At 48.7% G+C, this 15,656-nt stretch carries 12 protein-coding genes; 10 read left to right on the top strand and 2 right to left on the bottom strand.

Annotated features, from left to right (window positions below; translation table 11 throughout):
• Window positions 1-18: 18 nt before the first annotated feature.
• Window positions 19-1,152, bottom strand: coding sequence for a PilT/PilU family type 4a pilus ATPase (locus ACEPPX_RS02460; protein ID WP_416622816.1), 1,134 nt, complete (start codon window positions 1,150-1,152; stop codon window positions 19-21).
• Window positions 1,153-1,419: 267 nt separating this feature from the next.
• On the opposite strand from ACEPPX_RS02460, the gene mtnN reads away from it, so the two are divergent.
• The 10 genes from mtnN (at window position 1,420) to ACEPPX_RS02410 (ending at window position 14,705) form a co-directional block, all read left to right on the top strand.
• Window positions 1,420-2,124, top strand: coding sequence for a 5'-methylthioadenosine/S-adenosylhomocysteine nucleosidase (mtnN, locus tag ACEPPX_RS02455; protein ID WP_416622815.1), 705 nt, complete (start codon window positions 1,420-1,422; stop codon window positions 2,122-2,124).
• Window positions 2,125-2,158: 34 nt separating this feature from the next.
• Window positions 2,159-2,920, top strand: a complete 762-nt coding sequence (gene aroD / locus ACEPPX_RS02450) for a type I 3-dehydroquinate dehydratase (RefSeq protein WP_416622814.1) — start codon at window positions 2,159-2,161, stop codon at window positions 2,918-2,920.
• 153 nt (window positions 2,921-3,073) lie between these two features.
• On the top strand, window positions 3,074-5,536 hold the full coding sequence (locus ACEPPX_RS02445; RefSeq protein WP_416622813.1) for a heavy metal translocating P-type ATPase: 2,463 nt from the start codon (window positions 3,074-3,076) through the stop codon (window positions 5,534-5,536).
• A 655-nt stretch (window positions 5,537-6,191) separates the two neighbouring features.
• A complete protein-coding gene (locus ACEPPX_RS02440; protein WP_416622812.1) occupies window positions 6,192-7,832 on the top strand; it encodes an ABC transporter substrate-binding protein in 1,641 nt (546 codons plus the stop codon).
• A gap of 133 nt (window positions 7,833-7,965) precedes the next feature.
• Window positions 7,966-8,979, top strand: coding sequence for an ABC transporter permease (locus ACEPPX_RS02435; protein WP_047761260.1), 1,014 nt, complete (start codon window positions 7,966-7,968; stop codon window positions 8,977-8,979).
• Window positions 8,980-9,003: 24 nt separating this feature from the next.
• Entirely contained in the window at window positions 9,004-9,909 is a 906-nt protein-coding gene (locus ACEPPX_RS02430) for an ABC transporter permease (protein ID WP_416622811.1), read from the top strand.
• Window positions 9,909-10,895, top strand: a complete 987-nt coding sequence (locus tag ACEPPX_RS02425; RefSeq protein ID WP_416622810.1) for an ABC transporter ATP-binding protein — start codon at window positions 9,909-9,911, stop codon at window positions 10,893-10,895. Before ACEPPX_RS02430 ends, ACEPPX_RS02425 begins: the two co-directional genes overlap by 1 nt.
• Window positions 10,892-11,866 carry a dipeptide ABC transporter ATP-binding protein gene (locus ACEPPX_RS02420; RefSeq protein WP_416622809.1) on the top strand — a complete coding sequence of 325 codons (975 nt, stop codon included), beginning with the start codon at window positions 10,892-10,894 and terminating at the stop codon, window positions 11,864-11,866. The genes ACEPPX_RS02425 and ACEPPX_RS02420 overlap by 4 nt, the downstream gene beginning before the upstream one ends.
• Before the next feature lie 508 nt (window positions 11,867-12,374).
• Window positions 12,375-13,853 carry a 4-hydroxy-3-polyprenylbenzoate decarboxylase gene (gene ubiD / locus ACEPPX_RS02415; protein WP_416622808.1) on the top strand — a complete coding sequence of 493 codons (1,479 nt, stop codon included), beginning with the start codon at window positions 12,375-12,377 and terminating at the stop codon, window positions 13,851-13,853.
• Window positions 13,854-14,072: 219 nt separating this feature from the next.
• Complete coding sequence (locus tag ACEPPX_RS02410) at window positions 14,073-14,705, top strand: esterase/lipase family protein (RefSeq protein WP_416622807.1); 633 nt, start codon at window positions 14,073-14,075, stop codon at window positions 14,703-14,705.
• A gap of 78 nt (window positions 14,706-14,783) precedes the next feature.
• Here ACEPPX_RS02410 and folE2 read toward each other — a convergent pair whose 3' ends face one another.
• Entirely contained in the window at window positions 14,784-15,557 is a 774-nt protein-coding gene (gene folE2 / locus ACEPPX_RS02405; protein WP_047761267.1) for a GTP cyclohydrolase FolE2, read from the bottom strand.
• Window positions 15,558-15,656 lie beyond the last annotated feature (99 nt).

Raw genomic sequence — 15,656 nt, 5'->3', positions numbered from 1 at the left:
CCGTCTGAAAAACGGCCGTTAAATCAATTCCAAATCCGGACCGGCGGTTTGCGCACGGCGGCTGCGTAATTGGATGTCGAGGCGTAAGTCGTGGGCAGAGTCGGCATTTTTCAGGGCCTCTTGGAAGCTGATCTGGCCGCTTTCGTACAACTCATATAAAGCTTGGTCGAAAGTTTGCATACCGTGGTCGGTTGATTTTTTCATCAAGTCTTTAATACCGTGGACTTCGCCTTTTAAAATCAAGTCGGCGATCAATGGCGAGTTAAGCAGCACCTCTACTGCTGCAACGCGGCCTTTGCCTGATTCGCGCGGTACCAGACGCTGTGAAACGAAAGCACGCAGGTTGAGCGATAAGTCGGTCAGCAGCTGGGTGCGGCGTTCTTCGGGGAAGAAGTTGATGATTCGGTCGAGCGCTTGGTTGGTGCTGTTGGCGTGTAAGGTAGCCATACAGAGGTGGCCGGTTTCGGCAAAAGCGATCGCGTAGTCCATGGTTTCCCGGTCGCGTATCTCACCGATCAGAATCACATCGGGTGCTTGGCGGAGGGTGTTTTTTAATGCCGCTTGCCAGTTTTCGGTATCGACGCCTACTTCGCGTTGGGTGATGATGCTCTTTTTATGGGTGTGTACGAATTCAATAGGATCTTCAATGGTAATGATATGGTCGTGGCTGTTTTCGTTGCGGTAATCAATCATCGACGCCAGTGAGGTGGATTTACCCGAACCCGTGCCGCCCACAAAAATAACCAAACCGCGTTTGGTTAGGGCGATTTGCTTCAATACCGGCGGAAGGTTGAGACTTTCGAATTTTGGAATGGCGCTGGTAATGGCGCGAAACACCAAAGCCGTTGCGCCGCGCTGAACCATGGCGTTGACACGGAAACGGCTGGTGTCGGGCAGGCTGATGGCGAAGTTGCACTCATTGGTGTTGGTAAATTCTTCTATTTGTTTGGTATTCATCACTGAAAAGGCTACTTCCATGCAGCGCTCGGCAGAAAGAGGGGTCTCTTCAATCGGTGTAATTTTACCGTCCAGCTTCATTGCGGGTGGAAAATTGGTAGTGATGAAAAGGTCGGAGCCTTTGTGTCTGTTGAGATGGCGAAGCCATGTATAAAGTGCTTCTTTAGCGGGTAGTGAAGAAGTGTTATCCGTCATTTTTATTACCTGTGAATATTGCTCCGGCATATGTTTGTTTGGGGATTGGCCGGATGATATATGTCGGTTGGTTTTCGGTAGTATATAACAAAATAACAATTACGGCAGTGCTGTCTTTAGCTGTTTTCGAACGGCTCGGAAAATGGCATCTGTTGGCTTCAGACGGCCCCGGTGCGTATAATGTACAGATTTGCAAATACAGAACTTTTGTCAATGGCTCTTGCGTGATTGCGGTATGGCATGGTTTTGAAAATGAAGGGAATTATTATGAGTCAGGTGGGGACTGTTGCGGTTATCGGTGCGATGGCGCAGGAAATCGAGCTTTTGAAAAACAGTTTGGAAAACATGCAAACCGAAAGCTTGGGCAATTTCACCGTATACAGGGGGCGTTTGGACGGTAAAAATGTGGTTTTGTCGCTCAGCGGTATCGGTAAAGTGAATGCGGCCGTGGCTACCGCTTTGGTTGTCAGCCGTTACGGTGCCGACTGTGTGATTAATACCGGTAGTGCGGGTGGTTTGGACTATGGTTTGAAAGTGGGTGATGTGGTGATTGGTAGCGAAGTGGCACATCATGATGTGGATGTCACCGCTTTCGGTTATGCCTACGGACAAGTGCCGCAACTGCCTGTGGCTTATCAAAGTGATGAATGGTTGGTGGCGGCGGCTGATCGTGCCGCAGCGGCATTTTCGGGTGCAAAAGTGTATCGTGGCCTGATTGTGAGCGGAGACCAGTTTATTCACAGCTCTGAAGCGGTGGCACAAATCCGCAGCCGCTTTGAGGGTGTGTTGGCGGTGGAAATGGAAGCGGCGGCGATTGCTCAGGCTTGTATGCAATTGGCGGTGCCGTTTGTGGTTGTGCGGGCTGTGTCGGATTCGGCCGATGAGGCCGCGGACGTGAGTTTCGAAGAGTTTTTGAAAACGGCTTCCGTGCATTCCGCCCAAATGGTACGCAGCCTGTTGGGCGAGTTATAAATAGGAAGGCCGTCTGAAAGACGGGGAGGGGCGGATGAAAACCGTAAATGTAAAACACTTGGTATTCGGGCGGGGGCGTCCGAAAATTTGTGTGCCGCTGGTGGCGAAAAATACTGCCGAACTGGATGCCGCGGTAGCTGCATTAAACGGCGTCCCTTGCGATTTGGTTGAGTTTCGCGCTGATTTTCTGACCGATGCGGCCAATGCCGAAGCAGTATTGGCACACCTGAAGATTTTGCGCGAACGCTTGCCCGATATGCCCGTTTTATTCACTTTCCGAACATTTGCAGAGGGCGGTGAATGTGAAGTGCCGTCTGAATACTATTTTATGTTGCTGCATCGTGTGATTGCCTCAAACCTGGCAGATATGGTTGATATCGAGCTATTTGCCGGTGATGACGGGGTGCAGGCGTTAATTGCGGCGGCGCGTCAATGCGGTGTGGTTACATTATTGTGCAATCATGATTTTTCGGCTACGCCGGAGAAAGAGGAAATTATCCGCCGCTTGCGCCTGATGCAGGAGCGCGGAGCGGATATTTGCAAAATCGCAGTGATGCCAAAATCGGCTGCAGATGTTATTACGCTGATGGATGCCGCCGAAACCATGAGCCGCTGTTATGCCGAACGCCCGATAGTGGCGATTGCTATGGGACGTTTGGGGGCGGTCAGTCGCGTGGCGGGCGAGTTTTTCGGATCGGCAATGACTTTCGGAACGGCAGGCAAGGCTTCTGCTCCCGGGCAGATAGAAGCGGCGGAGCTCAGCCGTATTTTGGATGTCATGGCGGTTAAAGATTAGGCGGTCCGGATCCTGAAAATAATGGAATATAAACAAAAGGGAAGCGGCGGTGGATATGGTGTTGCCATATGATTGCGAATCCTGTTTCAGACGGCCTTTGAGCTTTTAAAAATATGGAATACGAAAACCACAGATGCGGGGTGAAGTAAAGTTATGAGTCGAGAAACGTGTTTCCACTGCGGGTTGGAAGTACCCGAAAATCTTCACCTGACGATCCGTTACGAAGAGCGCGAAGAGCCGGCTTGCTGTGCCGGGTGCCAAGCCGTGGCGCAGAGCATTATTGACGCGGGCTTGGGCAGTTATTACAAACAACGCACGGCCGATGCCAAGCAGGCCGCACTGCCGCCGGAAGAAGTGTTGGCGCAAATCAGATTATATGATTTGCCGGAAGTGCAGCAGGGCTTTGTCGAGCAAGGCGAAGGTGATAGTCGCGAGGCCGTATTGATGTTGGGCGGCATTACTTGCGCGGCTTGTGTTTGGCTGATTGAGCAGCAGCTATTGCGCCTCCCGGGCGTGTTGCGCGTAGATTTGAACTATAGTACCGAGCGTGTACGGGTCAGCTGGGACAACAACCGTGTGGCCTTATCGGATATTTTGCTCCGTATTCAGTCTACCGGTTATACCGCCGCGCCGTATGATGCTCAAAAACAGGAAGCCGCCGCCCAAAAGAAACGTAAGCAGGCGTTGATTCGTTTGGCTGTGGCAGGCTTGGGCATGATGCAGACGATGATGTTTGCCGTGCCGACTTATCTTTATAACGATATCGAACCGCAGTTTCTTAAATTGCTGCATTGGGCTTCGTTTTTTATGGTGTTGCCGGTGATGTTGTATTCGGCAGTACCGTTTTACCAAGGTGCATGGCGCGATTTGCGCAACCGCAGGGTGGGCATGGATACACCCGTAACGATTGCCTTGCTGTTGACATTGGCGGCGGGTATGTATGCGCTGTTCAGCAATGCCGGGCAGGGCATGTATTTCGAATCGATTGCCATGTTCGTATTTTTTCTGCTTAGCGGCCGCTACATGGAGCAGGTGGCGCGCCGTAAGGCCAGTGATGCCACCGAACGGCTGGTGAAGCTTGTGCCTGCCTTTTGCCACCGCTTGCCCGGTTATCCTGCAAGTGAAGAAGTGGAAGAGGCAGCGGTGGTTCAGCTTGCGGTTGATGACGTGATACTCGTGCGCCCGGGCGAGGTGATTCCGGTAGACGGCGAAGTATTGCAGGGCGAAAGCGAAGTAAACGAAGCGATGCTGACCGGTGAGAGCTTGCCTGTGCTGAAACAAACCGGCAGCCAAGTAGTCGCCGGCACGCTTAATACGGCCAGTCCTTTGGTGGTTAAAACCCGCCAAGTAGGCGGTAATACCCGTTTGTCGCATATCGTTCGCCTGCTTGACCGAGCATTGGCGCAAAAGCCGCGCTTGGCGGAGTTGGCCGATAAATATGCCTCTTCGTTTGTATTCGGCTTGTTGGTGATGGCCGTACCCGTATTTATCGGTTGGAGCTTGTATGCGGATATGACGACGGCGCTATGGATTACGGTTTCGCTTTTGGTGATTACTTGTCCGTGTGCGCTTTCGTTGGCTACGCCGACCGCATTGGCAGCCTCTACCGGCAGCTTGGCTTCAGACGGCGTGTTAGTGGGTGGCAGTCATAGTTTGGAAGGTTTGTCGCAGGTAACGGATGTTGTGTTCGATAAAACCGGTACACTCACGGAAGGCCGTCTGAATGTGGTGGCAACCCGTCTTTTCGGAAACTGGTCCGAAGCGGAGGCCGTACAGATAGCGCGCCAGTTGGAAGTGCAGTCGGAACACCCGATAGCCAAAGCCATTCTTGAGATGCCGTCTGAAGAGAGTTTGCAGATAACGGCAGAGCAACGCCTGAACCGTGTCGGTCACGGCGTGAGCGCAATGCTGACAATTAACGGTGAAACATTATTATGGTCGCTTGGCCGGGTGGGGTTCGTAGCCGAAATTGCCGGGGCGCTTCCGAACGGTCTTTCTGCCATCGAGCATGACGGCGGTTTGGTGGCTTTAGGCAATACGCGCGGGTTCCAGGCCGTATTTTTGTTGAGCGACCAAATCAAACCCAATGTGGCCGAAATGTTGTCCGAGCTTCGGCAACAAGGCTTGCAGTTGCATGTGCTCAGTGGCGACAGGCAAACCGCTGTGGATGTGCTGGCGGCACAGCTGGGCTTGGATCATGCGAGAGCGGAAGCTTTGCCCGAGGATAAGCTGGCTTATGTGGAAACGCTGCAACGGCAAAATCGAAAAGTGCTGATGGTGGGAGATGGTATTAATGATGCCCCCGTATTGGCGCAAGCCGATGTGTCGGTTGCCATGGCGGGAGGAGCCGATGTGGCGCGGGATGGCGCGGATGTTGTGTTGTTAAATGATGATATGACTGTTTTGCCGAAAATTATCGAACAGGCGAGACGCACCCGTACCATCATCCGTCAAAACCTGGTATGGGCGAGCCTATATAATGTTATCGCCGTACCGTTGGCGGTTTTCGGCTTTGTTACGCCTTGGATTGCCGCGTTGGGTATGAGCCTTAGTTCTTTATTGGTGGTTTCCAATACTTTGCGCCTTTTGAAAAAGGGTAAGCGTTATCCGGCTTAATGTTGAGAACATCATTTGATTCGGCAATAAAATTAGATGGTTTTGTGAAAAACATTATCAGGCCGCTTGAAAGAGGCCGTCTGAAAGGATTTTCAATACAGGTTTAATGACTTATTCGTGATCACCATAGGGCGGGTAGTATATTCGGTGTATTGGGGACTTTTCCGACCGTATTATCCGTAAAATAGGGAGCATAAATTAGCCGCATACGGTTGGGTGTGCGGCTTATTTTTTATCGATAACAGAGCTTTGCTTTATTAATTTTCTGCTTGCTGGCGTGTGTTTTTTCAGACTGATTATTTAGATCAGACAGTTGAGTAGTCATGAGTAGTAATTCGAACCGATTGGGCCATGGCGAGGGTGCTTTCCTGTTGGGAGCGTACTATTTTAAGAAGCAAACAATTGAAAATTTACCCGAGGGTAGAAATGGTTTTAACAAATCGGAATCTTGATTAAACAAAAATTTACATATATAGTCGGCTTTCACCCTATTGAGGTTGTCTATTTGGCTGAGGCTAAAAATCAATCTATATGTTTGAAGTACATAATAGCATTTTGGATATTGTTTTTATTGTACTTTTTATTTTGTATGATTTATTTTTACCGGGCTGTTTTCATTATATGAATTAAGAATAATGCAAAGAGGAGTTTAGGTATGGAAAAGCCTTTATTTAAATTAACCGCACTGGCTGCAATTGCTTTGGGCTTGGCTGCCTGCGGCGGAAAGAAAGAAGATGCGGCTTCCGGAGGCGGCAGTACTTCCGGTGGTGCGAGTACTTTGGTTTATTGTTCTGAAGGTAGCCCGAGCGGTTTTGATCCGGGCCAATATACGGACAGCGCAACATTTGATGCTTCTGCGCATACGCTGTATAACGGGTTGGTACAGTTTAAAATCGGCACTACCGATATAGAACCCGGTTTGGCTGAAAGCTGGGAAGTTTCCGAAGATGGCAAGCAATATACCTTTAAGCTGCGCCAAGGTGTGAAGTTCCATACTACCGATTACTTCAAACCAAGCCGTGATTTCAATGCGGATGATGTGTTGTTTACTTTCCAGCGTATGTTGGATAAAAAGCATCCTTTCAATGCCGCTTACCCGGCAGAGTTTCCGTATGCTGCCGATATGGGTATGGTGGATGATGTCGCTTCAGTAGAAAAAGTAGATGATTACACCGTAAAAATGACTTTAAATAAAGTCAATGCGCCTTTCTTACAAAACTTGGCCATGCCTTTTGCTTATGTATTGTCTGCTGAATATGCAGATAAGCTGACTGCCGAGGGAAAACAAGCCAATATCAATACCCAACCTGTCGGTACCGGGCCGTTTGTGTTGAAGTCATACCAAAAAGACCAGCAAATCCGTTATGTGAAAAATCATGAGTATTGGAATAAAGACAATGTCAAAATCGATAATCTGATTTTCGCCATTACTAAAGATTCGGGTGTGCGTGCACAGAAAGTCGAGGCCGGAGAGTGCAGTCTGTCGCGCTACAATAAAGTGGCGGAAGTAGAGGCTGCGAAAAAATCGGGTAAGGTAAATGTTGAATCACGCGAAGGCTACAATACAGGTTATCTGAGCCTGAATAGCCGCGAAGGCCGTATCGCATCTGATGTGCGTGTGCGCGAAGCACTTGATTTGGCGATTGATAAAGATGCCATTATCAATGCTGTATTTGCCGGTGCCGGCAAACGTGCCGCAGGTTTGCTGCCGCCAAGCCAATGGGGTGTGGATACCAATTTGAAACCTTCGGCTTATGATCCCGAGCGCGCTAAGGCATTGTTGAAAGAGGCCGGTAAAGAAAACGCTTCGATCGAGCTGTGGTATATGCCGGTTCAACGTCCGTACAACCCGAATGCCAAACTGATGGCTGAAATGATTCAGGCGGATTGGGCGAAAGTCGGTTTAAAAGCTAAGCTGGTAACATATGAGTGGGGAGAATACCTCAGCCGTGGTAAGAAAGGTGAGGCTGATACTATGTTGATCGGCTGGACCGGTGATAACGGTGACCCTGACAACTGGTTCGGTAATCTTTTGAGCTGTGCTGCTGTGGGAGGGTCAAACTATGGCGGTTTCTGTGATAAGGAATTTGATAAAGTCATTGTCGATGCCCGTTCTACTACCGATAAGGAGAAGCGTACGGCCTTATATATGGAAGCGCAAAAGCTGTTAACCGAGAAAAAACCTGCGGTTTATTTGGCGCATTCTGTAACTGATGCCTTATTGGCAAAAAATGTTAAAGGTTACGTATTGGAGCCCTTGGGCAGCACTCGCTTCGAGGGTGTAAGCATAGAGTAATAGCAGCTAAAACACCATTTTGCTTTTGTATGGGCAAAATGGTGTTTTTTAGTGTTTTCAGACGGCATCTGATGCCGTCTGAAAATGCAGACCATCATTATCAAAATAGATTTTAAATATCAGAGTAAGGCTTATGTTTTCTTATATTTTGCGCCGGTTACTGCTGATGATTCCGATTTATATCGGCTTAACCATCACTACATTCACGCTTATCCGTTTGGTGCCGGGAGATCCGGTATTGGTAATGATGGGTGAGCGCAGTGTCGATCCTGCCGTGCGCGAGGCTATGATGCAGCGTTTAGGGTTGGACAAGCCGATTATTGTTCAGTATTGGGATTATCTAACAAAAATCCTTAGCGGTGATTTTGGTGAAACCTTTCGAACGCGCACACCTGTTTTAGAAGATTTTTTCCACCATTTCGTTCCTACTTTGGAATTGGCGTTCTGTGCGATTACGATTGCTGCCGTGCTTGGTGTGTCTTTGGGGATTATTGCAGCATTAAAACGTGGAAGTTGGCTGGATTATATGTTGATGGGTGGGGCATTGGCCGGCTATTCAATGCCTATTTATCTCCTTGGGCCGATTCTTACCGGCATCTTTTCACATTATCTCGGCTGGCTGCCGGTATCCGGCGTAATTAATGTCATTAAATATATTGATGTACAGCCGATTTATGGTTCGTGGTTGTTAGGTGCTGCCGCATCCGGCGATATGGGGGCTTTATGGGATGTTGTGAAACATTTTTTATTGCCGTCCATAGCTTTATCAACCATTCCTTTAGCCATGATTGCCCGTATGACTCGTTCGGCCATGCTTGAGGTTTTGGGTGAAGATTATGTCCGTACCGCGAAGGCCAAAGGTTTATCTCCTACCCGCATTATTTTGGTACATGTATTGCGTAATACCATGATCACGGTGATCACCGTAGTAGGTTTGCAAATGGCAACTTTGATGGCAGGGGCGATTCTTACCGAAACTATTTTTAGCTGGCCCGGAGTAGGTACTTGGCTTCTCGACGGTTTTTTCAGCCGGGATTATCCGATTGTGCAAAACGGAATCTTATTAGTGGCTACTGCTTTGATGATAATCAGCCTACTGGTAGATATTACTTACGGTTTGATTAACCCGCGTATCCGTCACGCTTAAAACAGAATAAAAGGACACATACCCATGACTGTATCTGTACCGACACCTTCTGCCTTAGCGGTTAAGCCGCCGAGTGAATGGCAGCAGTTTGTTACAGCATTTTTGAAAAATAAAGGTGCGACGGCAGGTTTGCTGGTGCTTGCTTTACTGGTGCTTTCCTCAGTGTTGGCACCTTGGATTGCTCCTTATGATCCGAATATCCTGCACGCGGGTAAAGAGCAATTGCCGCCGATGTTATTTGGCGGAACATCCGAATTTATTTTTGGAACCGATGATGCAGGACGCGATACCCTGTCTCGGATTTTGCACGGAAGCCGTTATTCGTTATTGATCGGCTTGGCTGCAACCCTGATTGCAATGATTGTCGGTGTATTTTTGGGGTTGGCGGCTGCTTTTTGGCCGAAATCAGCAGGTAAGCTGATAATGTTGTGTAATGATATTCTGATGTCGTATCCCGGCCTTCTGCTGGCGATTATCATTGCCGCCATTCTCGGCCCTTCGATGACCAACACTATTTTGGCCATTTCCCTTGTATGTATGCCGCCTTTCATACGCATTACCCGTGCTACGGTGTTGGTCGAGTTGCAAAAAGACTATGTTACCGCTGCCCGCGTAATGGGGGCGGGTTTGCCGCGTTTGATGCTGATTACGGTTTTGCCCAATTGCATGGGGCCTTTGATTGTGCAGGCTACGATGATTTTTTCTACGGCTATTCTCGAGGCCGGAGCTATCGGCTTTTTGGGCTTGGGTGTGCAGCCTCCCTCGGCAGAGTGGGGAGCGATGCTCGGCAATGCGCGTCAGTATATTCAAAGTAATGTTTGGATGGCCGTTTTCCCGGGATTGGCGATTTTCATTGCGGCTTTGTCAATTAACTTGATGGGTGACGGCCTGCGGGATGCACTCGATCCTAAACTGAAGCAGGTGTCTTAATGGAAGCGAAACCTTTATTAACCATTGAAAACCTACAAGTAGTTTTTGGCCAAGGTGCGCGCGCATTCCGTGCGGTAGACTCCGTAAGTATGAATGTAGCGGCCGGCGACGTGTTGGCGGTAGTGGGTGAGTCGGGTTCGGGCAAGTCCGTATCTATGATGGCGCTTATGGGGCTGTTGCCGAATACGGCAGCTATTCATGCAGATAAAATGCTGTTTAACGGGCAGGATATGCTGAATATGTCTGCACGGGCCAGACGGCAAATCATTGGCAAAGATATCTCAATGATTTTTCAAGATGCCATGATCAGCCTGAATCCAAGTTTCACCATTGAAATGCAGATTGTAGAGGTGCTCAAGGCGCACTTGGGCTTAAAAGGAAAAGCTGCGCGCGACCGGGCAGTAGAATTGCTTGAGTTGGTGGAAATACCTGATGCGCCGAGCCGTTTGAAAGCTTATCCGCATCAGTTATCGGGCGGGATGAGCCAGCGCGTGATGATTGCCATGGCTCTTGCCTGCGAACCCAAATTATTGATAGCGGATGAGCCGACTACTGCTTTGGATGTTACCGTGCAAGCGCAAATTATGGATCTGCTGCACAGATTGCAAAAAGAACGCGGTATGGCCATGATTCTGATTACCCATGATTTGGGTTTGGTGGCACAGCATGCTAAAAATGTGGTTGTGATGTATGCGGGACAAGTGGTAGAGGAAAGTAAGGTGCCATATGTATTTGAACATCCAGCTCATCCTTATACAGAGGCATTGCTGCAGGCCATTCCTGAATTTTCTTTTGGCGAAACACGCTTGAAATCCCTGCCGGGGGTTGTGCCCAGCCAATATGACCGCCCTGCCGGTTGTTTGTTGTCGCCACGGTGCCCTTATGTGCGTGAAGCTTGTATGGTGCCGCCTAAAATGCTGGAAACACCATATGGACGTGTCCGCTGTATTGCCAATGATTTAACCCGATGGAAGGGAATAAAATGAACGAGCAGAATATTGTATTGCAGGCGCGTGAGTTGACCCGACATTATCCGGTGGGCGGAGGTTTAGGCAAGAGTAAGCAGGTAGTTAAAGCGCTTAACGGTATTTCATTCGAACTTCGCGCGGGTAAAACATTGGCCGTTGTGGGAGAGTCCGGATCCGGAAAATCTACATTGGCACGCCAGCTCACGTTGATTGAGTCGCCCAGTAGCGGAACTTTAGCGGTAAATGGTATCGAAACGGCCAAATTATCAGCCGGTGAATTAAAAAAAATGCGCACCGAAATCCAAATGGTGTTTCAAAACCCCTACGGCAGCCTGAATCCGCGCCAAACGATTGCTTTTCAGTTGATGGAACCGCTTGCTATCCATAGCAAGTTGAGTAAAAAAGAGCGTTATGAACGCGCTATGGAAATGATGAAAACAGTAGGTTTGCGTCCGGAACACTCTTCACGCTATCCGCATATGTTTTCAGGCGGCCAGCGTCAGCGTATCGCCTTGGCACGTGCCATGATGCTCAATCCCAAAATCGTGGTGGCGGATGAGCCGACTTCCGCACTTGATGTATCTATTCAAGCCCAAGTGTTGAATTTATTTATGGATTTGCAAGAGCAATACCATACGGCGTATGTGTTTATTTCGCATAATTTGTCTGTAGTTGAGCATATGGCAGACGATATTATGGTGATGTATTTGGGTAAAGCGGTGGAACATGGAGAAAGCCGTGCCATTTTTGAGCAGCCGTTGCATCCTTATACCCAGGCATTGTTATCCGCAGCCCCTAGCCTGAAAGAGCAGAAAGTACAGCTCAAGCTTGCAGGCGAGCTACCCAGCCCGCTTAATCTGCCGACCGGGTGTGCTTTGCATCAGCGCTGCCCATATGCCACGGCGAGGTGTGCAGCGGAAGAACCGGTATTGCGCGAATGGAAAGGCCGGAAAGTGGCTTGTTTGCGGTTGGAGGAAATCGCCGCATAGCTGATAAACCCGCCCATGTAGAAGCTATATTGCTATTTCGATACGGCGACTGAATCGGGCCATCTTACATTTGGATTTAATGCCGTCTGAACAAAGTTTCAGACGGCATTTATGCTTGCAAAGATGTATCGACAAGCTTAAAAGTTGATTGTATTGGCAGGAAAGTGCATAACTAAAGCCTATTTATATATTTGAAAAGTTGGTTTTAGCGTTCGTGGCAGTATGGAATACACGGTAGATAGGTTAAAATACTACCATTTCCAAACAGGGCTTACTTCATTATTTTGAGGTGAAGTTAATGGCTGCCAATTTTAAAAGTATCATTGAGTACTCCTGAGGTGAGAAAGGATTTTTGATATTTTTTATAGAGCGCGTTAGGGTAGCAGGTAGATTTGCCAAGTAAACATCTTGGTTAGGTGGTATGAACAAAACAATACAAGCCGTTTGGTAATTTCGGGTATTCCTGCAATAGTATGGGTTGGCTAAATAGCCATCTGAAAGAAAATTAATGAAATATAAAGACTTAAGAGAATTTATTGCTCAACTCGAGGCACAGCAAAAGCTTAAGCGTATTACCTTGCCGGTATCGCCGCATTTGGAGATGACGGAAATTGCCGATCGGGTACTACGCGCGGAAGGTCCCGCATTATTATTTGAAAATCCCGTAAGGCCAGACGGCAGCCGTTACGATTATCCCGTATTGGCTAATCTTTTCGGTACGCCGGAGCGTGTGGCCATGGGCATGGGGGCGGATAATATCAGCCAATTGCGTGAAATCGGTAAAACGCTTGCTTATCTGAAAGAACCCGAGCCGCCTAAAGGCATAAAAGACGCATTTTCCAAGCTTCCCCTTTTAAAAGACATTTGGAGTATGGCACCGAATGTGGTGAAGAAGGCGCCTTGTCAGGAAATCGTATGGGAGGGCGATGAAGTCGATCTGACCCGCCTGCCGATCCAACATTGTTGGCCTGAGGATATTGCTCCGTTGGTAACATGGGGATTAACAGTTACCCGCGGGCCGCATAAAAAACGCCAAAATTTAGGTATTTACCGTCAACAGCTGATTGGTAAAAACAAGCTGATCATGCGTTGGTTAGCACACCGCGGCGGCGCATTGGATTTTCAGGCACATAAAAAAGCTTATCCGGGTGTTCCTTATCCCGTAGCCGTTGTACTCGGTTGTGATCCTGCTACGATTTTAGGGGCGGTTACCCCCGTGCCCGATACGTTGAGCGAATATCAATTTGCCGGCCTGCTGCGTGGTTCGCGCACAGAGTTGGTGAAATGTATTGGTAGTGATTTGCAAGTGCCTGCCCGCGCCGAAATTGTGTTGGAGGGTGTGATCTACCCGGATGAAACCGCGCTTGAAGGCCCTTATGGCGACCATACCGGTTACTACAATGAACAAGATTATTTCCCCGTGTTTACGGTAGAGCGCATCACGATGCGTGAAAATCCGATTTACCACAGCACCTATACCGGTAAACCGCCTGATGAACCTGCCGTATTGGGCGTGGCCTTAAACGAAGTATTCGTGCCTCTGTTGCAAAAGCAGTTTCCCGAAATCGTGGATTTCTACCTGCCCCCTGAAGGCTGTTCTTACCGCATGGCCGTGGTCAGTATCAAAAAACAGTATGCCGGCCATGCCAAACGGGTAATGATGGGTTGCTGGAGCTTTTTACGCCAATTTATGTACACCAAGTTTATCGTGGTGGTGGACGATGATGTGGATTGCCGGGATTGGAAAGAGGTGATTTGGGCGATTACCACGCGTATGGATCCTGTACGCGATGCGGTGATGGTCGAAAATACGCCGATTGATTATCTTGATTTTGCCAGCCCTGTGAGCGGCTTGGGCGGTAAAATGGGCTTGGATGCAACCAATAAATGGCCGGGAGAAACCGATCGGGAATGGGGTAGGGTGATTGAACGGGATGCCGCTACCGTAGCGAAAGTCGATGCTTTGTGGCAAGAACTGGGCCTTTAAAAAAATACCGCCCGCCGTTATTCGGCCGGGCGGTATTTTTATGAGCAGTAAGTTTTTGGTATCGTTATCGGCGGTTTGCCAAACAGCGGAATATTTTTGGGTTAGTTGATTGCCTGAAAGTGATAAAGCCGTTTGCAGCAGTTTCAGACGGCCTGGCCCGAGCATATACTATCAATGTTTATGTTGTTGTAATAATGAATTATAAAGGTAACAGAATTGATGAATGAACGCGTATTGTTATTGCACGGCTTGCATATGCATGCCTGGGCGATGCGGCCCTTTGCCCGGTTGTTGGCCGGTTTCGGGTGTGATACCGATACGTTTGGTTATTATAGTGTATTACATAATATTCAAAGGCATACCAAGGCTTTGATTGATAAGGTAGAGGCCGATTACGAGAAAGACAATACATTAAAACTACACTTTGTCGGGCACAGTTTGGGCGGCTTGGTATTGCGTCATTTCGCGGCACAGCGGCCTGATTTGGTGCGTGGCCGAATCGTAACTTTGGGCACGCCGCATCAGGGTAGTCAGGCAGCGGTAAAAATTCACGATTGGGGACTGGGCATTCCGGTTTTGGGCGGGTCATTTCTAAGCGGATTGAATGGGGAGGTGCCGCCTTTGCCGGTGGGGATAGAGTTAGGCAGTTTGGCAGGTAATCAACCGTTGGGTTTAGGGCGTTTGTTGCGGCTTGAAGGAGAAAATGACGGCACGGTGGGTGTAGCGGAAACTTGTTTGGAAAACATGGCCGATCATGTGGTCTTGCCGCTTTCGCATACGGGAATGCTGTTCAGTAAGGATGCGGCGGCTCAGTCAGCTTGGTTTTTACGGCAAGGTCGTTTTATGCGTTAGGATATATAAAGTGAATGGTATGCAAAAACGCCGTCTGTTTTCAGACGGCGTTTTGCTTTCAAAAGATAACGAGAGACTTTACGGGTAAGCAATATAGGCATAAGCGGAATGATTGTGGATAGACTCGAAATTTTCGCTTTCCACAATATAGCCGCAAATTCGTTTGTCGGCGGAAAGTGCGGTTGCGACATCTCGCACCATATCTTCTACGAATTTCGGATTTTCGTAAGCCTGTTCGGTAACAAATTTCTCGTCCGGACGTTTCAGCAAGCCGTAAAGTTGGCAGCTGGCTTGGGCTTCCACACAGTCGATAAGCTCTTCGATGCCGACTTCGGAGGAGCACGATAATGTAACGGTAACATGTGAGCGCTGATTATGCGCACCGTATTGGGAAATTTCTTTCGAGCAAGGGCACAGGCTGGTAACGGGGACAAGCACTTTCAATGTATGGCGGTACTGACCGTTCTCGATTTCACCGGTAAGGGTAACGTCGTAATCGAGTAAAGATTTGATGCCGGAAATCGGGGCTGATTTTTGGCGGAAAAACGGGAAAGAGACGCTGATTTTACCGGAGTGCGAATCCAAGCGTTGCAGCATTTCTTCGGTTAACGCTTTTAGGCGTGTGAAACTCAATGGCTCGGTTTGCTCTTCCATTAAAGCCACAAAGCGCGACATATGTGTGCCTTTTTGATCGGCAGGCAGGAAAACGGTCATGGTGAGCCGTCCGACAGTCTGCTGCGTACCCTCGGCAGTAGTGATGCTGATAGGAAAACGTAAATCTTTGATTCCTACCTGGTTAATCGGCATATTGCGTAAATCGGGACTGGATTGCACGTCTGCAATGGCGTTCATGCTGATGGATTTCCTTAAGGGTAACGGCGGATTTGCCTGAACAATACCGCCCAAAATGTGTGCATACGGCTGAAAAACAAGGCCGTCTGAAAATGATTT

The sequence above is a fragment of the Neisseria sp. S1 genome (assembly GCF_048060015.1).
In the GTDB taxonomy this organism is placed as follows: Bacteria; Pseudomonadota; Gammaproteobacteria; order Burkholderiales; family Neisseriaceae; genus Neisseria; species Neisseria arctica.
Note: the sequence above shows the minus strand (reverse complement) of the source record. Positions and strands in the feature narration are given on the sequence as shown.